Source organism: Legionella sp. 39-23 (assembly GCF_001897665.1).
Lineage (GTDB): Bacteria > Pseudomonadota > Gammaproteobacteria > Legionellales > Legionellaceae > Legionella > Legionella steelei.
Window position 1 is genome coordinate 276,124 of record NZ_MKTO01000009.1, and the last position, 25,259, is coordinate 301,382.

A 25,259-nucleotide genomic window follows, 5' to 3' on the forward strand; every position below is an offset into this window, starting at 1 on the left:
CGCGTTTCACTTCGCTGCACCCTGGCTACAAGGCAAAAATAATGCAGCCCTATTATTCTTTGAGGGCTTTAAATAAACATGCTGTAATGAGAAGACAATATTTTAGTAGTAGGTTGTGCTAATCCTAAGGCGTTTATTTGTTCTTTTGCAAACCACTGTCCCTGTTTCTCAGATAAGATGTTACCTAATGCTTTAGTTTTTATACTGAGCGCATTGATTTCCAAATGCAAATGAGTAAAACGATGTTTAAATGCGATCAATTTTTTTGGGGTTTCTCCTGATAAATCATAGTTCAGACGAATAAAATCAAGAGGGCAGTCCCCTTCATCCAAACTGGGTAAACACCATAAGCCTCCCCATAATCCAGTAGGGGGCCTTCTTTCTAAATAGATATGGCCTTGCGCATCGTGCAAAACCAGAAATTGCTGGAATTGCGTCGGTATGGTTTTTTTTACTTTTTTTGTGGGGTATAAATGTTGTTCCTTATGCTTCAATGCCAGGCAGTTATTCTGCACGGGGCAATTAAGGCAATTGGGATTTTTAGAGGTACAGCACGTTGCTCCCAAATCCATAATTGCTTGGGTGTAATCGGCACAATGTTCATTAGGCATGCATGAGTTAGCTAATTCCCACAGTGTTTTCTTTACTTGAGCCTGTTCTGGATATCCTTTGACCATGAAAAAACGAGTTAAAACGCGTTTTACATTGCCATCAAGAATAGCAACAGGTTGATTAAAAGCTTGTGACACGATGGCTGCCGCCGTAGATGGACCAATTCCTGGGAGTTCTTTTAATAACTGATAATCATCAGGTAAAACACCTTCATGATGTTCCATTACTCTTTTTGCTGTTTGGTGAAGATTTCTGGCGCGGCTGTAATAACCAAGTCCTGACCATAAAGAAAGTACCTCATCTTCCTGTGCCCGAGCCAAATCACTGAGCGTTGGGAATCGTTGCATAAAACGTTCGAAATAAGGGATAACTGTTTGTACTTGGGTTTGCTGAAGCATAATTTCAGAAATCCAGACTCTATACGCGCTACGAGGTAATTGCCACGGCAGATTGTGACGACCATAAAGAGCAAACCACTGTAGCAAAGGTTGACTAAATTGTTTGTATAAATTTTGTTTGTTCACGCGCCACTTCTTTGATGCTTTATTGTTGGCGTACTGTAAAAAAAGTAATGCTCCAGGTCAATGAGATATCGTCACAATATGTTAAGAGAGGCTATATATGCGCTAAGTTCCAAATCTACGGTTGGTGAATAAAAAAATGTGTTGGGCTCAGTGGTATAAAACTCATCATTAAATCGAGTTTTATCCTCTTCTTTAAGAAAAGGCCCAGGACCTAAATTTCTCATAATGGAAGTGACGGTATTATTTGGGATTAAATGAAATTTTGTAGGCTCTCCGTTGTCTAAGTTAGTCTGAATGGATAAGACTGGTTTTAGAGTTTCAACACACTGCGCGACATCTTTTTGAGTTTTTAAGTCGCTAATGCTATGAATAATATTAGAAGGGTAGGCATAAATGTTAACGTCTGCATAAATATTACGGATGTGTTGGAAAGTTTCCTTGTCAGACCAGCTCTGTTGTAGAATTACTGCATCATTGACCATCTGTTTAACACGTGCAAAGCCATATTGTTCCATTAGACTCACAAGTAAATCATGTAATTGTTTAAATGATTCCTCGTCAAAAATATCCATAGAAAACTGTTCTATCTTGTTTGCTTTTAAAAATTTAATAAAACCATCTACGAATAACAAGGGATTGGTTTCGGAACTCGAACTAAAATAGGCTTTGATTAATTTCCAACTGTCTGCAACTTGGGGACTTAGATCAACGATGATGATTTGAGGCACACTACTTACTTTTTCTCCTAAGTGAGAGGCTAAAGCAATAGAGCCAAAGATAGAGGTACCTACAAAGACAAAAGGTTTATCTGTTTGATACGGCTCCAGATCTTTCTTTTTAATAGGATCATTACCTAACCAAAATGCAAAGCATTCATTTAATTGCTCTGTTGGTAGTTGTCGGATTTTAGATAAAAGCTGAAGTCGTTTGTTTTGTGCTCTGTCACTTGGAGTTATTTCTAAATTTTCAAACATGATTGTGCATTGCTATTTGTATAAATTAGAATCATTATACCTCATTTTGATTTTAAATTAAACACTATGTTTGTTGTTTGTTGCTTGTTAGTTTTGAGCATCAAAATCATGAAAAAATTAAAGCGATACGCGGTGGCGATATGGCGATATATGGTCTATCGTTTTAAATAGGGGCCTGTTGTACTCAGGATGAGTCAAATCAAGCTGAATCATTTTGCTAGAGATTGTCGCGAATGCATTTACTGCATTGACGATGTGAGTTTTTTTAGGATTTTTTCAGGAAAAAAAGAAAATACTAAAGGGCAAAAAATCTTAAAAGCGTATCACGTCAATACATTAAATGAACGCAGTAAATCTGTTGGTGAGGGATTTAGGTAAAACAAGGAGAGGGATATGCGTCATAGCCAACACGAAATAGTAGTATTAAAACCTACGGCTGTTTTTTTATCATTTCTTGCCTCACAATTACCTGAGACTAAATTACCGGATCTTAGATTATTACAGATTGATAACACGGCTTACGTCTTACAAAAACAAAATTCAGATGACGCGACTCTAGATGAAATAGAGAAGTATTTTTCAAGGATGTTTCGTCATGAAATTAGTCGTTGGCTGGGCGATAAGGCACGTAATGCAATAGAAACCAATTTTCTTGATTTTCTTTGTTGTTTTAAATTTGAATTACACAATCATATTTTATTAATGGAACCCTCCATAGAAACAAGCCATCAATTGTTACTCATTAAGCCACGTCTAGCTTTACTTAATTGGATCAAAGAAAGCTTGGAAGGTCAGGATGATTTGGTGGATGTTATTGAAAAAGTAGAATTATCTCATTTGGAAGAAAATGCAACGGTGTTAGTTAAGAATTTTTCTAATTTGACTGAGATAAAACCTTTCATTAAAGAAAATTACATTCCCATTTATTCAGCTGCCATGAGCAGGATGTCGAGCCAACCCGATCAATGGCCATCAATTAATTCTTTTCAAGACTTTAATCGTTATTTTGCTATTGAAATACATACTCAATTGATTCATTTGTCTTAATTCAAGGAGTTGACTATGGAGCCAGTCAGTATAGCGCTTATTTGTGCCGCGGTATTGGGAACTGTTGTGGTTTTAGCTGCATTTATCCGACAAATCCTGCTAAGCCGAGACAAACAATTAAATGACGATGCGCAAACTAGGGCATTGTCTCATGAAGTCAAAGAATTGGAGCAAATGCGTGTGCAAATGCAAAGTGAGAAGCGTTTTGATTCTCATTATCAAGTTCTTGGTGCGAATAAAGAGGCGATTAGGTACATTGATACACAAATCGAAGAAATTTTACGTAAAAAAACAGAATTGATTGAGCGTTATGCTTTAGCTATTGTTAAAGAGTCCGGCTCTATCGTCAGTGGGGAAATTTCAGTTGATCGTAAAGTTGCTTGTGAGCGGTTAAGAGATGAAATTGATAAGAAAATTGCATTTTATGAGAGCGAGCTCAAGGAATTACAAGAAAGAAGAGGCTCTCTATGGGATGCGCATACTGATTTTCAACGATATCTCTTAAATCAAGAAAGGTCACGCAATGCCAGTTTGGATAGCGTCTACAAACAACATTCTGCTTTGTTAGAAAAAGTATATCTACGTCATATTGATGATACTGAAATTGTAGCGGTTAAAAGTATGGAAGCATCAACGATGACCTTTAAAGATATGTTTATGATTCCAATACAATTTTTGATGCAATTTTTTGGAGTATCAGTAACACCTGGGATTTCGCTTGTGCAAACGCGCGTCGAGAATATTGCGCGTACCGAAGTAGATAAAGTACAACACGAAATAAATGATCCTGCACCTGAGAAACAAGAAGATGTAGAGCACAAAGAGAATAAAAAGCGGACATCGCAGGAAGCCCATCAAGGTAAACCACAAGATGCAGAGCAAGATGAGGAAGAAAAGGAACATGTGACAATTAATGCAACGACATTTGCGTGAAAATTATTCTTCTGAGCCATTTAGTGACATTTTTGATTGTATATATTACAATTCACTTGCATTTGGGGGAATGCAAGGTTTTGAGCTAATTGGTGGAGATATATTGAATGGCAAGACATCGTTTTTTATGGTTAAGTACTTTTATGCTGTGTTCTATTCTGGCTTTTCCAGGACATAGCGCTAATGTAAGCTCTCTTCTTCCTGATGAACAAAATACTGTGACAGTTTTTCACGAGGCATCACCTAAAGTAGTTTATGTTCACAGGTTAGCAACAGTTACTAATAGAAATAGATCTGCTGCGCGTACAAAGCAAGTACCTGATGGTGCTGGCTCTGGAATTATCTGGAGTAATAACGGTTATGTAGTTACTAATTTTCATGTCATCAAAGGCGCTGATAAACTGGCTATTACATTGGGTAAATTGACAGTACCCGTTAAAGTAGTTGGAGCGGAGCCACGTAAAGACATTGCAGTACTAAAGATCGAATCACCACAAGCATTGGCTCTACTCAAAGGGTTCAAGCCGTTTGACGTAGTGCATCTTCATGATCTTATGGTAGGACAAAAAGCGATTGCGATTGGTAATCCTTTTGGACTTGATCATAGTTTATCTAAGGGTGTGATTTCTGCTTTGGGTAGAAAAGTTCCTGGAATTGGTGGGGTTACAATTCGCAATATGATCCAAACAGATACACCAATTAATCCAGGTAATTCAGGTGGTCCATTATTGAATAGTGCCGGACAGTTAATTGGTATGAACACCATGATTTTTTCTCATTCGGGCACTTCTGCAGGAATTGGTTTTGCTGTTCCGGCGGATGATATTGATCGAATTGTGACACAAATTATTAAAAATGGGAGAGTGGTACTGTCTGGAATAGGCATTCAAAGCGTACCTCCAAATATTGCCCGCCAATTAGGTATACGTAAAGGAATATTAATCGCAGATATTATTCGTAATACACCTGCGCATAAAGCTCATTTACGAGCTACTCACAGAGATGCTTGGGGACGTATCGAATTAGGTGATATTATTGTAGCTCTTAATGGGCATGCAGTGCCTAACTATGATGTTTTGTACAATATGCTTACTGAAATAAAAGTAGGCGAGCAAGTAACTGTTTCCATCCAGCGTGGTAATAAACAAATGGATGTAAAAATGAGAACAATTGATATAGCTGGTGTTTAGCCGTTTACTAAACTTCCACTAATAAATTGCTTATAGCCTAGATGAGGTTCCCCTCATCCGGGCTATAAGTTTTTATAAGTATTTAAATTTCAAGGTTCGTGCAAATATCTGCTTAAGGAGAATAAGGATGTTACTGAATAAAGAGGACTCACTTTTATTATTAGTTGATGTACAAGAAAAATTAACACCTGCCGTATTAGATAGTGAAGCATTTATCGCGCGATGTGAATGGCTTTTAAAATTGGCCAAACGCATGAGCGTCCCCATTCTTGTGAGTGAACAATATCCACAAGGTCTTGGTTCAACGTTAAACCAATTTCAAGCCTATTTTGATCAGCAAGAGTGTGTTGATAAAGTATATTTTTCCTGTATGGGTGAGCCAAGTTATGTTGCGCGACTCAAGCAATTCCATAAAAAACAATTAATTCTTATTGGTATCGAGACACATGTTTGTGTTTTACAAACAGCCTTAGAAATGCGAGAGGCAGGATTTGATGTTTTTGTTGTTGCTGATGCAGTGAGCTGTCGTGGTGAACAAAATATGAAATATGGACTGAAGCGAATGAAACAAGAAGGGGTACACCTAATTACCTCTGAAATGGTATTTTTTGAATGGTTAAGAAAGGCAGGAACTCCTGAGTTCAAACAATTAAGCAAGGAGTTTTTTTAGTTTAAGTCTGGGCTACAAATGATCCGGGCTACGTGACACACAAACCACAAATCATGGAGAGTTATAGTGAATTTTACGAATCAAATCGCATTAATTACCGGTGGTGCTTCAGGTATGGGCAAAGCATCCGTTCAATACTTACAGAAGCGGGGAATGCGGGTTGTAGCTTGGGATAAGCAGGAAGACAAGCAAAGCGAAGCCGATTTATTTATCAATTGTGATGTAACCAGTGATGAATCGGTAGAAAAAGCGATGCAACAAACAATCGAACAATTAGGAACTCCACGAGTTTGTATCAATTGTGCCGGAATTGCTCCTGCAAAGCGTATCGTTGGAAAAGATGGGGCTATGCCTTTGGCCGCGTTTAAACAAGTAATTGATATAAATCTTATTGGCACTTTCAATGTCATGCGCGTTGCTGCGCATGCGATGAGCCACCTAGAGTTGGAAGGTCATTCCCAGGAACGTGGCGTTATTATTAATACCGCATCTATCGCTGCATTTGAAGGACAAATCGGGCAAGCGGCATATAGTGCGTCTAAAGGGGGGGTTGTTGCGATGACACTTCCTGCTGCACGTGAGTTAGCCCAGTTTTCTATCCGCGTTAATACGATTGCACCTGGATTAATCGCTACGCCAATGTTATTGAATATGCCACAAGAGGTACAAGATAATTTAGTGGCGACTATGACTTTTCCAAAACGCTTTGGAAGACCGGATGAATTTGCTTCTTTAGTAGCACAGATTATTGAAAATGGGATGATTAACGGGGAAGTGATACGCTTGGATGGTGCGCTGCGCATGCGCTAATATGTATCAACGAGAGCTCCATTGAGTCTGCCTAAACGGTCAAAATTTCTCTGTTGTTGCTGACAAAGGTAGCAACAACAGAAAGAATATTGGATCGAGCTCACTTCATCCAGTATGAACTATTGAGGTTTAGTTGGATTAAACAACAATTGGCTTAGGGGACTATCACTGTTCACCGTTTCAGAAAGCAGGCAGCTATTGAACATGGTTAATTTCGTAGTTGAGTAACTTTGCTCCTGTCCTGTTGGGGTAGGAAATAAGCCTGGATCTTGATTAGGAAGAGATTCTGAAGCATGGATTGTGTCAAAAAAGACGCTTTCATCGCCTTCCCCATCCAACGCGTCTTTGTAGTAGGGATTTATTTCATGAGTATCAACTAAAACAACTTGTTTGGGAGAGGTCTCCTCAGGTCCTTGCATCCAGCCCATCTTCTTCACCTAGATCAACCCAGCGGTGTCCTGAGCTGTCAACAACTAAATAAGATTTATAGGCAGCCACTTCAGTATAGATACCTTTTTCAGCTAATTTTAGATGCAGAGCGGCAATGAATTCTTTCATTGCGCCTAAATGACAGGCGATGAGGGTAATTCGTTTAACTGCTGTCAATGAACAATCCTCTACTAGACGTTCTACAAGCATGTCAACATCACAGCCTGAAAACTTTTGTTTCTTTTCTCTGCCGTGACCAACCAAATAGAGGCGAGATTGTGTTGTTAATTGACTTAGATCAGGATAACTTTCAAGACGGGAAGAATATATTAAGCGATTTTTTCTTGCAAATGAACAGATAATAAGTTTTTAGCGTTTTCCTTGATTGCACTATCCTGTGTTGATTTATCTGAGTAAAACTCAACTACAACGGTCTGATCATATTTTTTTGAAAAGAATTTCATATAATGTGATAAAAAAATTTTGACCATTATACATTTATTTAACACGATTGCGTTAATTTAGAGCAAAAATAAAGTACTGTTTGGCAATTTACACAGTGTGATTTGAAAAATCTCCCTACAGTTGAGAGAGGGAACCCTTTGAAGCCCCTCTCCCTCAGGTGGAAGAGGGGGAGGGGAAATTTTTATCATTTATTAGTGAAAATCAGAAGTTTCATCCTGACAACACTTTCTCTCTTATGGGAAAAGAGGATGTGTCATTGAAGATGCTCCGTATTTAGGCTTCTTGATGATGTGTATTATCTTGAGATGATTTTATATTTCCAGTCGACGTGTACACACTGATCGCATCTGTTTTATTTCCTGACAGTGTATTGACAATTTCTTGACGTATATAAAGATTACTGGTAATTATTTGTCCGTTAACTGCATTTAACTCACGGCAACGAGTCAGAGTTTCAGCAAGTTTCGTATTTAATTGGTTAATTAAAGTTGCTTCGTCCACACTACAGTCTTTAAGAAATTCTGATAAAGCCAGATTCATCGATTGAGCGGGATTATTATGATTAATAAGCTGCATGCGCTGTTTAGCACTTTCTTCCAGTTTATTAGATAACTCCTGTTTTTTATTGGCAAACTCTTCAAGTCTATTGAATTGGCGAGATGATAATACTTCTTTTTCTTCAACCAACAAGGAATTGAGTGACTCTATCCAATTAATTTCCTGTTCCAAATGGTTACCTAACATGCCGATCTTATTATCCATATCATTGCCCTTAGAAATTAAGCAGGTTCTACATTTAACATTTTCATGGCAATTTTGTCACTATCAATCTGATAGTTTCCAAGCGCAATTTCAGTTTTGAAATATAAAACACGAGCTTCATTAACTTCAGAAACATCTTTAAGAGAGTTTTTTATCGCTTCTAACTGTTTGGAGGTATCACTTATGCTGACAAGTGATGAGGGATCCTCAATCAAGCTTTTGATTTTATCTTGTTGCTTCGTTTTTAAACGATTGTCAGAATCCATAGTTTTAACAGGAACTGCATCACTGATTTGATTAAACATAATTTATCCTCAATCACGTTCGACTTCTTTATGTATCGGCTTTTTTTAAAAAATCTTTAGTAAATTTTTAATTAGAGCTGTTTTTTGTTTCCTACATATTGGCGATCCGCTTATATTTTACGCGATCTGATGCTTGCACTCCCTCTGCCATCCCGTGCTTGTTAAATAATAACATTTACTTTCTTTATACCAGCAATTTGTGCTTCAATAATTTTTTTGGAGGATAAGTTGCGTACTTTTATGGTTTCGCCCAATGAGCCTTCCTCAATAGCCACCCCCTCCATACTTACAGTTAAATTGTTATCATTGACAACAATAGAAACACGCTCTCCTTTGTTAATTAATTTTGCAGCCTCAATATTATGTGGATTAAATGGACTGTTTGCGGGAATATTTTTTTTGCACACTTGTCCTATTAACAGATCCTTTTCAGTAAAGTATCCATTACTTAATCTTTGTACATCCATTTCTGTTTGGTAGATATCATCTCGGCTAAGCCTTGTCCCTTTAACAAGAGTACGTTTGGCCACATATATTGTTTTCGAAACGGTTATTCTAACAGGGACATACAAAGACCAGCGATTGTCATTTTCTTGGCATTTAATACCCATTGTGTTTGTGTTTAAGATAGGAGACTGATAAGGATTAAAAACAACTAATTGATCTTCAGCACAAGCTTTCAGATTTAAGCGAGAGTCAATTTTATCCGCTGTTACCCGAACTTTCCCTTCATTATATGAAGCAAGTTCGCTATGTATGTATTGTTCTACTTTATTTGTTAATACCTCAGGCGACTGTATTGCATCAGAATGCGATACAGTGCTTGCAAAAAATAGTAAAACACTTAGTATGCACTTTTTCACAAATAATCCCTCTTTGAGTAACTCGTTGTAATTAGCAAGTATTGTGCCAATTTTCTGGAGAGTATGACATGAACTTTTGCTTTAGTATTTATGCCATGGCTTTATTGATGTTTCAATTACCGGTTTATGCAGAAAGCCATCGTCCCCAAGAATTTTTAAAATCGATTAGTGGCAGCAAAAATGAAGGGGAACAAATTTATAATCATTTTTGTGTGAATTGCCATGCAAGTAAGCCATTAATTCCCATAGGTGCGCCAAGAATTGGAGAGGAATCTGATTGGAAAGGGCGATTAAAACAAGGAATGAATGTGCTTTTTGAACATACCAATGAAGGTCTAAATGCAATGCCATCAAGAGGTGGATGCTTCGAATGCACTGATAAACAGTTAATGCACGCTATTGAATATATGCTCCCAAAACGACCAAAAAAGTAATCATTAAATGCTCTCTGAGATCATAAAAAAAACACAATGTAAAAAAAATTTATAAAAAAACCTAAACCTATTTTCAAATCTCCCGATAAATAAGAAAAAAAGAGGGAGAAAAAAAGTGAAAAAATATCTAGCGTTAGTTCCAGTATGTGCTTTAGCTACATCCTGTGCTTCCATGGATAGATCGGTTCCTATAGTTGATGATGCGGGGAATACGCATTACACAATGAGTATGGCATCTGATCATAAGGGGGCTAGTTATTTTCCTAAGAAAAGAGCTGCGACAGGGAAAAAAGTGATTGTATTTGACCCTAAAGCAACCGCATGGGCCGCGTACGATAAAGAGGGTAACCGGGTAAATACTGGTAGTGCCTCTGGTGGTAAAGATTTCTGTGAGGACGAAGGCAAGCCATGTCATACAGTTACTGGAACATATAGCATTTACTCTAAAAAAGGAGAAGATTGTACCTCCAGTATTTATCCATTGGAAACACATGGTGGTGCAAGAATGCCGTACTGTATGCATTTCCATGGAGGCTATTCTATCCATGCAGCATATGAAGTACCAAACTACAACGCAAGCCATGGTTGTATCCGGGTTTTACCCAGTGCAGCAAAATGGTTAAACGAAGATTTTGCAGACATTGGTACTACAGTGATTGTTAAACCATACTAATCAATTTGCCATCAGAAAGAGTGTTTTATTTCTGGTGTCAAATTCACATTAATAAAAACATGACAATTTCCACAAAAGCCCTGCATAAGCAGGGCTTTTTTTATGAATTCTACTATCTTGTGCCAAAATGGCGAATTGTAATGTAAATAGAGCCTAAGAATTCAGCCGTTTTTTCATGTAACAACTTGCTAATAAGAGAATCACAATTTACTATCATATTTTTTAAAAATGGGCATGTGGCATTATGATTCTTTGTATTGATGTTGGAAATTCTCATATCTATGGAGGCGTCTTTGATGGAGAAGAGATAAAGCTTCGTTTTCGCCATACGTCTAAAGTAGCTACCTCGGATGAATTGGGTATCTTTTTGAAAACCGTTTTACGAGAGAATAATTGCTCTCCCGAAGCAGTGAAACAAATTGGCATCTGTTCTGTAGTTCCTCAAGTGGATTATTCACTGCGCTCTGCATGTGTTAAATATTTTTCTTTAGAACCATTTTTGTTGCAAGCAGGGGTTAAAACGGGGCTGAATATCAAATATCGTAACCCTATAGAAGTGGGTGCCGACCGAATTGCAAATGCGATTGCAGCAACTCATATTTACCCGAATCAAAACGTGATTGTGATTGATTTTGGCACTGCAACTACTTTCTGTGTTATTAGTGCCCAAAAGGCGTATATGGGCGGGGCTATTTTGCCTGGAGTTCGACTCTCAGTAGATGCTTTATCAAAAAATACAGCAAAATTACCTGCTGTAGAAATAATAAAAATTGAAAATGCGGTTGGACGCTCAACAATAGAAAGCATACAGTCTGGTGTTTATTACGGCGCTATTGGTGCGTGTCGCGAATTGATTCAGCGTTTGAAACAGGAAGCCTTCGGAGCAGAAAAAGCGTTGGTATTAGCAACGGGGGGATTTGCTTCCTTATTTGAAAAGCAAGAATTGTATGATCATCTTGTTCCTGATTTGGTTCTGCAAGGGGTAAGACTCGCTGCTTTGATGAATAATTGATTTAATTAGTAATAAGTATCTAATAGAATTGACTTATTCTTAAATTTAATATGTTAAAAATTCTTTGTTCGAGCAAACTACACAGATACTTTTTTAAAGATAATCCATTTAATCATAAAGAAAGTATCTGCAAAAACTAAATTATTGGAAGCTAATCGTATTAGTTCTTTCTTTATTATAATCTTCTTGGTGCTCTTCAAAATATTCCGTTAAGCTTTCTGGCATGATTCCTTTTATTTCCTCATGATCATCAAGAAATTGAACTAAATTTCCCTGCTCCATATCTTTTCCTGTTAAAAAGTTTTCCAAGACCTTAGCAAGCTGGCTTCCTTTACCAAATAATTCTGATGCAAGAATTTTATTATGTACTAAAGCCGCAGCTTGAACTCGAATAGGCTCCTCACAGTCTGTATGTTTTGAAATGGTATTTAAAAACTCAATTTCTTTGGCTCGGTCGCTCTTCCGAAATATGTTTTTAACCCATCCCCAAAATCGACCATAGGAATCCTCGTATGCTTTTTCATAGTGTTCAGCAATTGCTTGAATAGAGATTTCGTGACCCTTCAGAGACTTCATTTTCTTGTCTGCTAAATGCAAAGAAACCTCGTTTACTTTCTTTTTAAAAAAATCAACTTCATCTTTAAGAATTTCATTCTGCGCTTCTACATACCCAAATCGTTCATTAAAATCATTTCTATTTACTCGATTATACATAAGAAATGCTTCAGCCATTATTTGTTGATACTTTAAAAGAAGGTCCAAGGCTTGATAATATTGTTTTGTAGCTATTTCAAATTGATGTCTATTTTCTTCATTATCTACCCGCATTATTTTTTGTGCTGACTGAATGAAATGATTTTTATATGGAGAAAAGGCTGGTAAAAATTCGTCTTTATATATCCTTTGTTGCTCATTTAGGTCATCCATCCCTAAACTTAACATCTTATTAAAAATGCCCCTGTGAAGTAGGATTCTTTCATTTACACGAGTCATCTCACTGGCGTTTCCATATGGGTCATCTTTAGCAAGAGATTCTTTTGATAGTTCATATTGTTCAATTAAGAGATTAACCCTTGTTGTATTGGTGTTTTGACTCACTTTTCTCTCCGTTTATCAACGACAATGACTATAATACCGTTAGCAACATCAGCACAGTACTAAAATGATGCCTATAGGCTATATTGTATGCTATATTTTTCTACAATGTAATCTTTATATGGTCATTTTTCAGATTTTTAGTGCGTTGAGTGTATTATTATTGTTATGACTTTTTGATTTCGGCCTTGGATATTCTATTGAAGTTTGAAGTTCATTTTGATTATCTTTTCAAGACGCATTTTCTTTTAAATTACCCTGGCTCGTGGTGCCAAGAAGAAAAATAGATACTGAATCAGCACGCGCTACATCCCATGCCCCGGTTATGCCTTTTAATGAATTCCTTTTTTAATTGAGCACTGCTCATAATTTTTGTATAAAGATCTGTTTTTAATCATCTATTTCATGACCTCTAAATAAATTAATTAAAAAGTGGGTTTTTATCTTGACGCATGGAGAAATGTGTTCCTATAGTGTATAAAAGTGGGTTAAAATAATAAAAAAGTGGAGAATTGTGGGGGGATTAAAACTTCCACATAAAAGAAAGCAATGTTCCGTGGAATAAATGCCATCACCATCGATACCAAAGGGCGCTTAGCCATCCCTACGCGTTATCGTTCTGCGCTGGGTGCTGAAGAAAAAACGCCGCTGGTGGTGACTATTGATACGGAAGAAACATGTTTGTTGCTCTACACAGCGGCTCAATGGCAAATAATTGAAGATAATTTGCAAAAATTACCCAGTTTTAATGCAGCGGCACGAAGAATTCAGCGTTTATTAATTGGTCATGCGACTGACGTTGAGCTCGATGCAAATGGACGAGTGTTGTTACCTACAGTTTTAAGAAATTATGCGCAGTTGGAAAAAGATGTAGTGATGATAGGCCAAGGAAATAAATTTGAAGTATGGAATAAGGATCTTTGGGAAACCCGACGTGAACAATGGTTGGCTGAGGAAAGCTCTGGAACCAGTGGGTTACCTGATGAAATGAAAACGTTTTCTTTGTAATGGAAACAAAAATGGCAATGCATCAGTCAGTATTACTACATGAATCAATAGAAGGTTTGGCCATTAAAAATGGTGGAATCTATTTTGATGGTACATTCGGTCGAGGTGGCCATAGCAGAGAAATTTTACGCCATTTAAATGATCAAGGTCGTTTATATGCCATAGATAAAGACATAGATGCAATTGTGTATGCCGGAGAACATTTCGGTGAAGACAAACGGTTTCATATATTCCAAGGCTCATTTTCACGAATTCAAGAGTTTGCAACCGAAGCCGGTGTGGTGGGAAAAGTAGATGGCATTTTACTGGACTTAGGTGTGTCCTCGCCGCAGCTGGATAATCCTGAACGCGGTTTTAGTTTTATGCAGCAAGGTCCATTAGATATGCGTATGGATTTGTCTCAACCTCTGAGCGCCGCTCGATTTGTTAATGAAGCAGAAGCAGAAGAGATGGCTTCAGTGTTCAGGGTGTATGGGGAAGAGCGTTTTGCAGGCCGTATTGCAAAGGCAATTGTTGCTGCGAGAACCATTACCCCTATCACTACTACCTTGCAGTTGGCGGAAATTGTAAAAGAAGCAAATCCAAAATGGGAAAAGCACAAACATCCTGCAACACGGGTGTTCCAAGCTATACGAATTCATATAAATCAAGAGTTAAATGATTTAAAGAGTTGTTTGGAGCAATGCATTAATGTCTTGGCGCCCAAAGGTAGGCTGGCAGTGATTAGTTTTCACTCCCTTGAAGACCGTATAGTCAAACAATTTATGCGTGATAAAGAACAGGGGGCTAAACCACCTCCAGAAGTGCCCATTCGTTATGAAGAATTAACAACAAATTTTAAAAGAATAGGTAAGGCGATTATGCCGAAAGAAAGTGAAGTAAAAGAGAACGTCAGGGCTCGAAGTGCGGTACTGAGAATAGGGGAGAAATTAGCATGAATGCTGCAGCGAAAGTAATCAATCAAGGGACTTTATTTAATGGTCAACTGGCAGATATGCACATGTCAAAATCATTATACATGCTGGTTATATTATTAGTTGCTGTATTAGTGAGTGCTTTGGCAGTAGTATACAGTACCAATTCATACCGAGTGACTTTGAACAAGGTTGAACAACAAGAACAGCTAACACACTATTTACAGTTGCAATGGGGACAGTTACTTCTCGAACAAGCAAGTCTGGCTACTCCTGCTCGAGTGGAGGAATTGGCTGCCGAAAAATTACAAATGGTTTTACCAACCTCTAAAAATACTTATTGGTTGCAAGCACAGCAGTAGAAGTTTTTGTTTTAAACGAGTACCATTGCCGTTTAGTTTGAATAACGTAGCCTAGGTGGAGGCAAAGCCGTAACCTGGGATTCTAGTGCAATAAAAACCTGGGTTATGATATATCGCCTATCCTTAAAAGGAATTCCCCGCTCCCAGTAATGGGAGAGTAGGGATGAGGGAAATCAGCACCTCATTCGTCCTAAGGGCACCTTCTTCCCTGAGGAAGAAAGGAATTTTCTTCATTAAAGACAGTGCGGCTTTGTCTCCACCCTGGCTACAGATGGATAATATCCATGAAAAACTCAACTCATTTAAATAGACTTATTATCGTATCTTCCTTTTTTTCCCTGCTCTTGCTTATTTTGATTTGGCGCATGGTTGATTTAACGGTACTGCATCGACAATTTCTCCAGGGGCAAGGTAATGCACGGAGTTTACGTGCTGTAGCTATTCCTGCCCATAGAGGAATGATCATGGACAGGAATGGTACGCCATTGGCAATTAGTACACCTGTGGAGTCTGTTTGGGTGAATCCTAAAGAATTTTCACCCGATAAAGAACAATTTATGTCTTTGGCTGAATACCTGAATTTGACACCCAAACAATTAAGCAGAAAAATAGTAGATGCAGAAAATAAAGAATTAGAGTTCCTCTATTTACAAAGGCAATTACCTCCACCTTTAACTAAAAAAATAAAGGCACTAAAAATTCCAGGAGTTAATTTCCAAAAAGAATTCAAACGTTATTATCCTGATTCTGATAGTATTTCTCAGTTGGTTGGATTTACTAACGTAGACGATCAAGGTTTGGAAGGAATCGAACTTGCCTATCAAGATTGGTTGAAAGGTGTTGAGGGTAAAAAAAGAGTAATTAAGGATCGTTTAGGACGAATTATCGAAGAGTTAGGGGTAATCAAAGAACCACGCCCTGGGCGTGATATGGCTTTAAGTATTGATAGACGCTTACAATATTTAGCCTACAGTGAATTAAACAAAACAGTTGAGGAGTTCGGTGCAAAATCCGGCTCTGTCGTTGTTGTTGATACGGAAAACGGTGAGATTTTAGCCATGGCTAATGTCCCTTCGTATAACCCTAATTCAAGAGGACGTTACGATAAAGATACTTATAGGAATAGGGCGGTCACCGATACGTTTGAGCCCGGCTCGGTGATTAAGATGTTTAGTATTGCCAGTGCTTTGGAAACAGGTTTATATTCACCGACAACGATTATTGATACTAATCCAAGCTGGATGATTGTCCACGGCCATACCGTTCGAGATATTCATAATTATGGTGTCTTGGATGTAACGGGTGTATTGCAGCACTCGAGTAACGTTGGGGTAACGAAAATGGTTTTAGCCAGTCCCCCAGAACAATTAATTGGCTTGTTACAACGTTGTGGTTTTGGACAACGAACGGAAAGTACTTATCCTGGTGAAAGTGAAGGGGGTATCGTTAATGTGAAGGATGCAAATCCTTTTGTATTAGCTACTTTGAGTTTTGGTTATGGTTTATCAGTTACCGCGTTACAATTAGCTAAAGCCAATATGGTTTTTGCAAACCAAGGTAAATTAATTCCAGTCACTTTATTGCATAATGACCCACCTACTGCAGGTGTGCAGGTAATGAAACCCGAGACAGCACAGCAGGTTCTCTCTATGATGGAAGCCGTTTTGGGTAAAGATGGTACTGGGAAAGCAGCAAGAGTGCCTGGTTATCGAGTGGCAGGAAAAACAGGAACAGCGCGTATAGCAGGAAAAGATGGCTACAAAGATAGAAGATATACTGCAAGTTTTATAGGGATTGCACCAGTTTCAAAACCAAAATTTGTTGTAATTGTCATCATTCATGAGCCTTCTCGTAAAAGTTATTATGCGGCAGCGGTTGCAGCTCCTTTGTTTGCTAAAGTGATGTCAGGAGCCTTACGATTATTTAATGTACCTACTGATGAGCTGGTGGGATAAATTTTGTTCATAGGATAATAAACTAGTTGGACCGCAACCCCTAACCTTGTTTGGGAATACAGTACTTCCAGGTTTCGCTACGCTCACCCAGGCGACAATGGTACAAAGTGCGTTGGCTACTTTTAGAACTTATTGGAAATCAAGTGATGAAACTCTCACAATTATTAAAACCATGGATGCATCATATACAATCGGATTGCGCTATTAGCGGCCTGGAAAATGACAGTCGTCGTGTTCAACCTGGTGATTTGTTTATTGCTTATGCAGGTGCCGCAGCTGATGGCCGATTATTTATAAATAAGGCAGTATCTGCAGGTGCCGTTGCAGTTGCCTATGATCCTTCTCATTTTCCGTCGGATTGCATCTTACCTGAGACAATCCCATGTGTTCCTGTCCCTGATTTAGCGACACAACTCGCGGTGATTGCGAAACAATTTTATGAGGCTCCAGGTTGTTCTTTAACTATAACTGGTGTAACGGGAACTAACGGTAAAACAACGATTGCTTATCAATTGGCGCAAGCCCATCATCTACTGGGTCAGGGTGCAGCATATATTGGCACTATTGGCCAAGGCAATGTAAATGAACTGCAGCTTATAGATAACACCACACCTGATTCGCTATTTTTGCAAAAATTATTGCATCAATACAAAAATCAAGGGCTAAGACAAGTATGTATGGAAGTATCTTCACATGCTTTGGCACAACATCGGGTAGATGCGGTCGAATTTGACCAAGCTATATTTACTAACCTCACGCTTGATCATTTGGATTATCATCTGAGCATGGAAAATTATGCCATGGCAAAAGCAATGTTGTTTGCCCGGGAGTCATTGCAATGGGCAATAATTAATAAAGATGATGCGTATCAAGAAAAAATGGCAGCGGTAGTTAAGCCACATGTGAGAAAATTAACTTATGGAATACATCAAGATTGTGATGTAAAGGCTGTAAGTTGGTCTATGGACATTAATGGTACCGAAATTGAAGTTCACTCTCCTTGGGGGCGACATCATTTAAGAATAAAAGCTCTAGGAGAATTTAATATCTATAATAGCTTAGCTATATGGAGTAGCCTATTGGCTTGTGATTATTCACCTGCACAGATTATCGAAGTAATGGCGCAATTAAAAGCAGCCCCAGGGCGGATGGAAATTGTCGCTAATGCGCCTTATGTACTTGTGGATTATGCACATACTCCTGATGCCTTAGAGAACGCTTTAACTACCTTAAATCAATTAAAAAAAGGACGTCTGTGGGTTGTGTTTGGTTGCGGCGGAGACAGGGATAAAACTAAAAGACCTGTGATGGGTAGTGTTGCCAGTAAACTTGCAGATCACATTGTAATTACCAGTGATAACCCGCGCACAGAGGATCCACAGGTAATAGTCAATGAGATAGCACATGGAATTTCGAACCCATCTAATGTCATTCAACTCCTTAATCGTGAAGAAGCAATTGCATATGCCTTAAATGAGGCAGATGAACATGATGTCATTTTGATTGCAGGGAAAGGGCATGAGGCTTATCAGCAAATTGGTAAGGTAAAACATACTTTTTCGGATCAGGATGTAGTGAAAAAATTAATCCAAAATTAAAGATAAACCATAAGTTGGATGGATGCTTTGTAGAAATGCGTAGGCTGGGCTGTTAAGCCCAGCATTTAACAACACTTCCTATTAATTGGGCTTAAGAATTAATTCAATAAACGCTGGGCTTAGCAGCCCAGCCTACAAAACCCAGCTACATTTTCTTAGTGTTTGTGGATGTATTGCTTAAACCTCATCGGTGATATATCAACAAAGTCTTTAATTGCAACTGCAAAAAGATTGGGATCACCTGTTTCATAGAAACACACTAACTCCCCGTTTCTACCATGTTCAGGAATTCCTTGGGCAGTCAACTGGTCCAAAATATCGTTTGTTATCTCGAGGGTCTCTTCTTCCGATTCTGCTTCTATAGGACCAATAGCAAATCCCCAGCTTGCAGAGGTGTTGTAATTATTGATTGAATAACCAATATAATAATTATAACCCAGTTGCGATGCCATTTCGATTCCAACTGTCTGAACGTCATTGAGCTTGGGGCAAACTGCCTCATTTGCAAATGCAGATCCAGTAAAAACTAAAACAGCTGCTAAAGTGGTTAATTTTGCTCTTACAGACATATTTTCACTCCTTGTTAAATCCAATTATTCCAAATTAATCCGGGTTGAATTTGTCTATGCAACCCGAAGAAGTACATAGTTTTGTGCTTTTACTTGTGGGCCTTTTGTAAGTATTGTTTTAACTTCATTGGACTAATTGCATAATCTCTAACGGCAATAGAATATATATAAGGATTACCTGTGTCATATAAACACACTAATACGTCTCTATCGAGCTCCAAAGGAAATCCAGGAGTAGTCATATTATTTAAAATTTGATTTGAAGTATCTAGCGCATCTTCATCTGAATCTGCCTGCACTGGTCCAATAGCAAAGCCCCAGTTCGAAGAAGTACCGAAGTTACTGAGTGAATAACTGATATAATAGTCATTACCAATAAGGTCCGCCATTGTGATCCCTTCTGCTTGAATAGCACTCAGATCTGGACAACCTGTATCAATTGCAAAAGCAGAACCAGCAAGAACTAATGCTGCTGCAAAAGTAGATAATTTTACTCCTAAAGACATAACACATACTCCTTTGTTTTTTTTAAAATCGGAAAAAGAGTATCATTTGATTTCCTAATTTACAATGGACGGTTTTAGATTTATTCATGTACATAAAGTAAATAATTAGGATAAGAATTGCCTTGTTTTTTTACATTCCAAGCACTAACTTGGTTTCATTGTTCACAATAGATCCCGTAGGATATCGAGAAAAATCATGGCGCATTTGATGCTGTTTTCGTAAATCTAAGAAAGCAGTTTTTTTATCTAAAGCTTGCTTTAAGAATAATGTTTCTTGAGTGGGGTCATAAATGTTCAAGACCGATTCGTACCATAACTCGTTTTTTTTCAAGTTAAGGCTATTAGGCAATTCTGGTGCTGCAAATTGTGGAAGGGGGAGTCCTGCGATTTGATGTAATGCTGCGCTGACCATCGCAACCGCAGCGTATTTTGCTTCGAGACTATGGCCTGCAATATGCGGGGTGCATATGGTGGACTTATCAATAATGCGTGCGTCAATGTTAGGTTCATTGAGGTAGACATCAGTACAATAGATTAGTGGTTTTGAGGTGTGAAGAAGTGCTTCTTCATTGACAATACCCCCACGCGCGGCATTGATAATGACACAACCTGGTTTTAAGCGATTAAAAAAATCTTGATGAATTAAGTTAGCACTAGGGTAGGGCTGCTTATTATGTAATTCAGCATGGATGCAAAGAAGGTCAACTTGGTATAGTTCTTCTAAACTGCAACTATGAAACGTTTCACGTGTTGCTTTGAGCGGGTCATAGGTACGAATTTGCAAGCCAGCGGCCTGCAAACGCACAGCGACTTGAGATCCTACTTTTCCCAAACCAACAATACCGGCAGTATGTCCATGTATAAGACTTCGCTGTTTCAATACAGCAAGAGATGCAACGACATAATCAGCCACCGCTCGTGCGTTCGAACCTTTCGCATCGATTATTTGAATGTTTTGAGAATTCAGCCACAGATGATCCAAATGATCAGTTCCGCTGCTTGCGGTAGCAACATAGCGCAAAGAATGATTTTTTAATAAAGATTGATTTACTTTGAGCGCAGCACGACATAGGAGAACATCTTGTCCAAGAAGTAATTGGTTAATTTCATCAGGCTGATGATATGTTGTTACGTGAAATGGTTTGGGAAACGCTGCCTCTAGCCCAGGGAGAGAGGCATCAGCAAGAATATTCATTGTATTGCTTACTCCAGATCAATAGATTGCCTCTTCATCATATTTGAAAAATGGCACTTAGAGTGATTAGTCCCAGGTTAATTAGTGGCGTTAATATCATGCCAAGAACTCCAGTAAATACCAAAAGAATGAGGATAAAAAATCCATAAGGCTCTATTTTTGCATAGGCGATAGCCTGACGAGGAGGTAAAAGGCTCATGACTACCCGACTGCCATCTAATGGTGGAATAGGAAGGAGATTTAATGCCGCTAAAATCAAATTGATAAAGATACCTGCTTGGGCTGTTGCATAAAGAAACAGTACGGCCATCGAGGTGTTTGGATTCAGAATTATAGCGATTTTGTCACAAGCAGCCCATAAAACGGCCATCAGAATATTTGATACGGGGCCGGCAAGGGTTACCAAAATCATGTCACGTCGCGGGTGACGAAATTGGTTCCAATTAATGGGGACAGGTTTTGCATAGCCAATGACAAAATTAAATTGCGTTAAAATACCAATCAATAAGGGGATAAATACAGTACCTATTGGATCAATATGTCGAATCGGATTTAAGCTTAATCGACCAAACATTTTTGCAGTAGTATCACCGCAACGATATGCAACATAGGCATGGGCCGCTTCATGTAAGGTGATAGCGAGTAAAATGGGAATGGCCCAGATACATATTTTTTGGATTAAAGTAAATTCTATCATTAAAAAAGGACCTGTAATAAATATCTGATTCTATCGAATAGTAGCTTTCAATAACAAGTACAAAGGATATTAAAGTATTTGCCTCATTATATACCTAATTTTTAAACCTATTTTTTATTTTTTTTACTCTCCAAAATGCATCTTCTAAGTTCTTGATTAAATTGAAATCAGAAAGTTGATTGGTTGATCTGTGCATGATAATATTCTGCTCGAAATTTAACTAGTCTAGGAGACAAAATGCCAGCATTAAAAAAAATAACACCTGAAGTTAAAGAGGCCTTAGGTACATTGAACAGTTTTGAAACTCGATATGCAGGGTTAGTGAAAAAAAGTGAAGAAGGGCAATTGAAAGACAATCAAGATGCAATTCAGTATATTGATGATGTTATAAAAAGATATGCAATGATCAAAAAAACATCACCAAGTGCGTCAGCTGCGCAAGCAAAAAAAGAAGCTTATTTGCCAGCTTTAAGATCGCATGCTGCTGAAATCGGTGTCCTTACTTTTTCTAAGCCAGGAGATTTCGCATCTCGACTCAAAGAGCTGGATTTTGAACCCAGTAAAATTGAAGAAATTACTAAAGGGTTAGAACAAGCAGGAGGAGATGATGACTTACTCGCTACCCTCTCATCGTTAGTAATAACCAGCGCAATCTGCGGCGATGATGGTCATCATCATCATCATCATGGTTATCATCATGGTCCCTCTGCAGTTGTAACCTCATATGGTGGTAGCCGTAATAACCATGGTCACTGGTAATTAAGTAGTCATTAAGTCTAGGGGAGAGCGGTCATGTTAGTAATGAAGGATTGCGCTATTGATCCAGGCGATATCGTCTTTGTGGTCTCAAATAGCAGTAAACCTATAGTACGCCTAAAACAGGCCGCTCAATCCCTAACTACTGCTGGCAACAAACATGGACATAGAGAAGTCATTACAGTCTTTGTTTGTACTGGAAAGAATAAATATGGCGTCATTTGCCATAATTACGAACGACAGCTGTCTGTACCAACAGCACGATTTGTTGAAAAACTTCAAGAAAAAACTGTAGAAGAATTAACAACATTACTTTTAAGTTACTGTACTAAAGAGCTCACCCCAGTCCAAATAAGGGAGGCACTTTCAGGCGGTGCTAAATGGATGAAGCAATTGGCCTCTAAGATGACTGGCCTTGAGGGCCCAGAGGAATTAATTGAACGATTTCTTACCGCGTCTCGAGCGAATAAAGCAAGATTAATTCAATTGCTGATTGCATTCTGGCGTGCTTCGGGGCAAGCAGAAATCCTTCCTGTGGTGAATTCAAGCTTATTAGTGTTTAAGCATACTGATAGCAAACAAAGACAGCAATTTTTAGATGCTTATCTTAAGCAAGTCAAAGTAACTGAACGATTGTATGCGCAAGGGAAATTTCGTACCAGTTTCTGGGCTGTGGTTAAATCTTTTTTTCAATGGTCAAATCAGCAAGATGAAAAAGACAGACGACACATTACTCCTTCGGAAGCAACTTTTTGTTCACGCAACGTGATGCAAGTGTTAAATCAGGTTAATCCTAATCTGGTCAACAGAGGAAGGCATGTTTTACCAAAAACGTTGGAAGCAGGTCTGCGGGAAGCAACAAAAGGTAAACCGCAACCTGAAGAGTCTACAGCTGAGTCCGATGATTTTGAAGCAATGATTGCAGCACAAGAACAATTTCTGCCTGCATTTAAATTACAAATTTTGCCTGCGTCAGGCAAAGAACTGGTGAGTACCTTACTTACTACAATAGATAAAGAAATTCAGCGCATAGAATCCAAATGGTGGATCAATGAAGCGGATAGAAAAAAAGCTGCTGACTTGAAAAAACTACTTACTCCTTTTCGTCATTCTAAATATCAATACTATACTGTTGAAGTTCAGGTTGATTTTGCTTTAGAGCTTATTGCAACCTTACTGCCAACTTTACAAAGGAAAACAGGATTTTGGGGCGAATGGTTGCCGTCAACTGCTTATACCAATGTAAGAGCATTTGCACGAACACAGGGGATTTTTGATGGGGATATCCGTGAGGCAGCTGAAAAGCTAAAAACTAAGCCATCAATCACCATGCAACAAGGGATGCCAAAAGAAGTGGTTAAAGGGCAGGAGTCATCGCCTACTGGTCAAATTTATATTTTTTCTGACTGGTCATTTTCCAACTGGCCAACAACTAAGCGCGAACAGTTGTTAAGACATATGAGTGGATTGCTTGTTCACGGCCATGCGTTATACGCCTTGGAAAATGGACAATTAGTCAAAATGAGTCAAGAGACCTTAAAGAATGCGATTAATGGAGAGGATTTTGATGATTTGCTGGCATCTAAATTAAAACCGGCAACCCGCGCTACAGTGCTTGCGCAAGCTAAGCTGCAGCAATTGGATACAACAAAGGTGCACTTTCTTGATTATAAAATCTGCCAAGAAATAGCTGATGATCACCAAACTCTTGCAACACATCTTGACCAAGTCGCGCCAATATTCTCGCCCAAATTGGACGAGTATCACTTAAATCAAACAAAACAAGCGATAATTGACGTTGAACTGGAAAACTCTGAGTATGGTGAAAATTCGCGATTAGCGTTGCAAAGATTGAAGCAACAAATTATTACCCAGAAAGAAATAAAACAAAAAACATACCAAAGTGGTGTTGATACGAAAGCTTTTGTATCTCAAGCACGACATAGAAAACCCATATTTACACCCGTTGATACACTGTCTTTTACACCATCGACTAAGTATTATCGTGATGAAGTGTATTCCGACTTGGTCATTAAGAAAGACCCATCGTCCCCATTCCAATATTTCGAATTAGTAGGAATGAATGCCACTCAAAATTTAGTGGCTTGTAACTATGAGTTTCACCCTGAGGGATTAACTGAAGAACTCATTGAGCAAAGGAAAGAGGAATCAAATTTTGTCCTTTTGAAAGGAAAAAAGAAATTAAGTTTGACTGCAAATTGGCAAGCATTGCCTTCAGTACATCCTGGTGAAACCTTGCTGGATATTGCCATTAAAGGATTAAAAAAAGATGACTTTGAAATAAAGTACTCTAAAGAAAATCGTTTGCACTATATTCGCCTACTTAAACCAACAACAGAGCCACAGAAAGCCGCTATTAATTTATTGTTACGTATGCCGAAACAATATAGAGCACACCCTGTTTTTAATACTGTGGCTGCGCACCGTGAGCATGAAGAGATACATCATTTATTGATGAAGTATCTTAAGTTTGGCAAAGATCATGGGCTATTACGTAACGCCAAAGTTCATGATGGCAATGAATATCTTGACGAAGCAAGAAAATTAACTGTTGGAAGTTGCCGTTTAAGGGCTATTGCTTTTAAAGAAGAAATGGGGCGTTTGTATCCCGAAGTTCCTGTCTCTATTGATATTAACCCAGATCACTGTTTTATTGAAATGGAATTAGATGGTCAATGGGAGAGATACTGTCTCGGTGGGTATAGGGATGTCCCAAGTTTGATCGAATCAGTCCAGGAAGATACCCTGACCTCTATGAACTCCGGTTCAAAAAAACATCGATTTTTTGCTGAAAAAGAGAAACCGCAATTGCCAATTGAGGCTCCTGTTGAAGATAAGATGTTTATTAATCGCTTTGGTTAGTTTTGCGTAGCCTGGGTC

27 protein-coding genes are annotated in these 25,259 nt (G+C 38.4%); 15 read left to right on the top strand and 12 right to left on the bottom strand.

The genetic code is table 11. The features are described from left to right. Positions 1-68 precede the first annotated feature (68 nt). Together mutY and BGO44_RS05635 are read right to left on the bottom strand one after the other, a co-directional pair. Positions 69-1,136: an A/G-specific adenine glycosylase gene (mutY, locus tag BGO44_RS05630; RefSeq protein WP_058509595.1), complete on the bottom strand. Its 1,068-nt coding sequence runs from the start codon at positions 1,134-1,136 to the stop codon at positions 69-71. Positions 1,137-1,207: 71 nt separating this feature from the next. Beyond that, positions 1,208-2,110: a hypothetical protein gene (locus tag BGO44_RS05635; protein ID WP_058509596.1), complete on the bottom strand. Its 903-nt coding sequence runs from the start codon at positions 2,108-2,110 to the stop codon at positions 1,208-1,210. Between the two features lie 393 nt (positions 2,111-2,503). Here BGO44_RS05635 and BGO44_RS05640 point away from each other — a divergent pair, with 393 nt between their 5' ends. The 5 genes from BGO44_RS05640 to BGO44_RS05660 all read left to right on the top strand — a co-directional run bounded on the left by BGO44_RS05640 (position 2,504) and on the right by BGO44_RS05660 (position 6,760). Next, a complete protein-coding gene (locus tag BGO44_RS05640; protein WP_058509598.1) occupies positions 2,504-3,157 on the top strand; it encodes a hypothetical protein in 654 nt (217 codons plus the stop codon). Positions 3,158-3,172: 15 nt separating this feature from the next. Next, positions 3,173-4,090: a hypothetical protein gene (locus BGO44_RS05645; protein ID WP_058509599.1), complete on the top strand. Its 918-nt coding sequence runs from the start codon at positions 3,173-3,175 to the stop codon at positions 4,088-4,090. Between the two features lie 107 nt (positions 4,091-4,197). Next, positions 4,198-5,280: a S1C family serine protease gene (locus BGO44_RS05650; protein WP_058509600.1), complete on the top strand. Its 1,083-nt coding sequence runs from the start codon at positions 4,198-4,200 to the stop codon at positions 5,278-5,280. A 127-nt stretch (positions 5,281-5,407) separates the two neighbouring features. Further along, entirely contained in the window at positions 5,408-5,950 is a 543-nt protein-coding gene (locus BGO44_RS05655) for a hydrolase (protein ID WP_058509601.1), read from the top strand. A 66-nt stretch (positions 5,951-6,016) separates the two neighbouring features. Further along, the gene (locus BGO44_RS05660) at positions 6,017-6,760 is read left to right on the top strand and encodes an SDR family NAD(P)-dependent oxidoreductase (RefSeq protein WP_058509602.1); all 744 of its coding nucleotides are present in this window, start codon (positions 6,017-6,019) and stop codon (positions 6,758-6,760) included. Between the two features lie 119 nt (positions 6,761-6,879). On the opposite strand, the gene BGO44_RS05665 is transcribed toward BGO44_RS05660, so the two are convergent. The 5 genes from BGO44_RS05665 to flgA form a co-directional block, all read right to left on the bottom strand. Beyond that, a complete protein-coding gene (locus BGO44_RS05665) occupies positions 6,880-7,188 on the bottom strand; it encodes a hypothetical protein (protein WP_058509603.1) in 309 nt (102 codons plus the stop codon). Further along, complete coding sequence (locus BGO44_RS05670; RefSeq protein ID WP_237760407.1) at positions 7,166-7,453, bottom strand: C80 family cysteine peptidase; 288 nt, start codon at positions 7,451-7,453, stop codon at positions 7,166-7,168. The genes BGO44_RS05665 and BGO44_RS05670 overlap by 23 nt, the downstream gene beginning before the upstream one ends. Before the next feature lie 474 nt (positions 7,454-7,927). After that, a complete protein-coding gene (locus BGO44_RS05675; protein WP_058509605.1) occupies positions 7,928-8,416 on the bottom strand; it encodes a flagella synthesis protein FlgN in 489 nt (162 codons plus the stop codon). 17 nt (positions 8,417-8,433) lie between these two features. Beyond that, positions 8,434-8,721: a flagellar biosynthesis anti-sigma factor FlgM gene (gene flgM / locus BGO44_RS05680; protein ID WP_058509606.1), complete on the bottom strand. Its 288-nt coding sequence runs from the start codon at positions 8,719-8,721 to the stop codon at positions 8,434-8,436. Positions 8,722-8,882: 161 nt separating this feature from the next. Continuing rightward, positions 8,883-9,584 carry a flagellar basal body P-ring formation chaperone FlgA gene (flgA, locus tag BGO44_RS05685; protein ID WP_058509607.1) on the bottom strand — a complete coding sequence of 234 codons (702 nt, stop codon included), beginning with the start codon at positions 9,582-9,584 and terminating at the stop codon, positions 8,883-8,885. A 68-nt stretch (positions 9,585-9,652) separates the two neighbouring features. Between flgA and BGO44_RS05690 the strand changes: the two genes are divergently transcribed. The 3 genes from BGO44_RS05690 (at position 9,653) to BGO44_RS05700 (ending at position 11,703) form a co-directional block, all read left to right on the top strand. Beyond that, entirely contained in the window at positions 9,653-10,018 is a 366-nt protein-coding gene (locus BGO44_RS05690; protein WP_058509608.1) for a c-type cytochrome, read from the top strand. A 115-nt stretch (positions 10,019-10,133) separates the two neighbouring features. Continuing rightward, the gene (locus BGO44_RS05695; RefSeq protein WP_058509609.1) at positions 10,134-10,691 is read left to right on the top strand and encodes a L,D-transpeptidase; all 558 of its coding nucleotides are present in this window, start codon (positions 10,134-10,136) and stop codon (positions 10,689-10,691) included. 244 nt (positions 10,692-10,935) lie between these two features. Beyond that, positions 10,936-11,703, top strand: coding sequence for a type III pantothenate kinase (locus BGO44_RS05700; RefSeq protein WP_058509610.1), 768 nt, complete (start codon positions 10,936-10,938; stop codon positions 11,701-11,703). A gap of 141 nt (positions 11,704-11,844) precedes the next feature. On the opposite strand, the gene BGO44_RS05705 is transcribed toward BGO44_RS05700, so the two are convergent. Next, the gene (locus BGO44_RS05705; protein ID WP_273198619.1) at positions 11,845-12,801 is read right to left on the bottom strand and encodes a hypothetical protein; all 957 of its coding nucleotides are present in this window, start codon (positions 12,799-12,801) and stop codon (positions 11,845-11,847) included. 546 nt (positions 12,802-13,347) lie between these two features. Between BGO44_RS05705 and mraZ the strand changes: the two genes are divergently transcribed. The 5 genes from mraZ (at position 13,348) to BGO44_RS05730 (ending at position 18,635) form a co-directional block, all read left to right on the top strand. Continuing rightward, the gene (gene mraZ / locus BGO44_RS05710; RefSeq protein WP_058468368.1) at positions 13,348-13,806 is read left to right on the top strand and encodes a division/cell wall cluster transcriptional repressor MraZ; all 459 of its coding nucleotides are present in this window, start codon (positions 13,348-13,350) and stop codon (positions 13,804-13,806) included. 11 nt (positions 13,807-13,817) lie between these two features. Then, complete coding sequence (gene rsmH, locus BGO44_RS05715) at positions 13,818-14,744, top strand: 16S rRNA (cytosine(1402)-N(4))-methyltransferase RsmH (RefSeq protein WP_058509612.1); 927 nt, start codon at positions 13,818-13,820, stop codon at positions 14,742-14,744. Then, positions 14,741-15,082, top strand: coding sequence for a cell division protein FtsL (ftsL, locus tag BGO44_RS05720; protein ID WP_058509613.1), 342 nt, complete (start codon positions 14,741-14,743; stop codon positions 15,080-15,082). Before rsmH ends, ftsL begins: the two co-directional genes overlap by 4 nt. A 284-nt stretch (positions 15,083-15,366) precedes the next feature. Beyond that, entirely contained in the window at positions 15,367-17,037 is a 1,671-nt protein-coding gene (locus BGO44_RS05725; RefSeq protein WP_273198616.1) for a peptidoglycan D,D-transpeptidase FtsI family protein, read from the top strand. Between the two features lie 146 nt (positions 17,038-17,183). Continuing rightward, positions 17,184-18,635: a UDP-N-acetylmuramoyl-L-alanyl-D-glutamate--2,6-diaminopimelate ligase gene (locus tag BGO44_RS05730; protein ID WP_273198614.1), complete on the top strand. Its 1,452-nt coding sequence runs from the start codon at positions 17,184-17,186 to the stop codon at positions 18,633-18,635. Between the two features lie 155 nt (positions 18,636-18,790). On the opposite strand, the gene BGO44_RS05735 is transcribed toward BGO44_RS05730, so the two are convergent. From BGO44_RS05735 to BGO44_RS05750, 4 genes are all read right to left on the bottom strand, one after another. Beyond that, on the bottom strand, positions 18,791-19,204 hold the full coding sequence (locus tag BGO44_RS05735; protein WP_058509616.1) for a DUF4949 domain-containing protein: 414 nt from the start codon (positions 19,202-19,204) through the stop codon (positions 18,791-18,793). Between the two features lie 89 nt (positions 19,205-19,293). Continuing rightward, entirely contained in the window at positions 19,294-19,710 is a 417-nt protein-coding gene (locus BGO44_RS05740) for a DUF4949 domain-containing protein (RefSeq protein ID WP_273198611.1), read from the bottom strand. A 130-nt stretch (positions 19,711-19,840) separates the two neighbouring features. Next, entirely contained in the window at positions 19,841-20,905 is a 1,065-nt protein-coding gene (locus tag BGO44_RS05745; protein WP_273198610.1) for a 4-phosphoerythronate dehydrogenase, read from the bottom strand. Between the two features lie 37 nt (positions 20,906-20,942). Further along, positions 20,943-21,602: a site-2 protease family protein gene (locus BGO44_RS05750; RefSeq protein ID WP_058509619.1), complete on the bottom strand. Its 660-nt coding sequence runs from the start codon at positions 21,600-21,602 to the stop codon at positions 20,943-20,945. Positions 21,603-21,839: 237 nt separating this feature from the next. Here BGO44_RS05750 and BGO44_RS05755 point away from each other — a divergent pair, with 237 nt between their 5' ends. After that, positions 21,840-22,361 (top strand): hypothetical protein, encoded by a 522-nt coding sequence (locus BGO44_RS05755; RefSeq protein WP_068310877.1) that lies wholly within the window; start codon positions 21,840-21,842, stop codon positions 22,359-22,361. A 33-nt stretch (positions 22,362-22,394) separates the two neighbouring features. After that, a complete protein-coding gene (locus tag BGO44_RS05760; protein WP_273198609.1) occupies positions 22,395-25,241 on the top strand; it encodes a hypothetical protein in 2,847 nt (948 codons plus the stop codon). Positions 25,242-25,259: the final 18 nt, after the last annotated feature.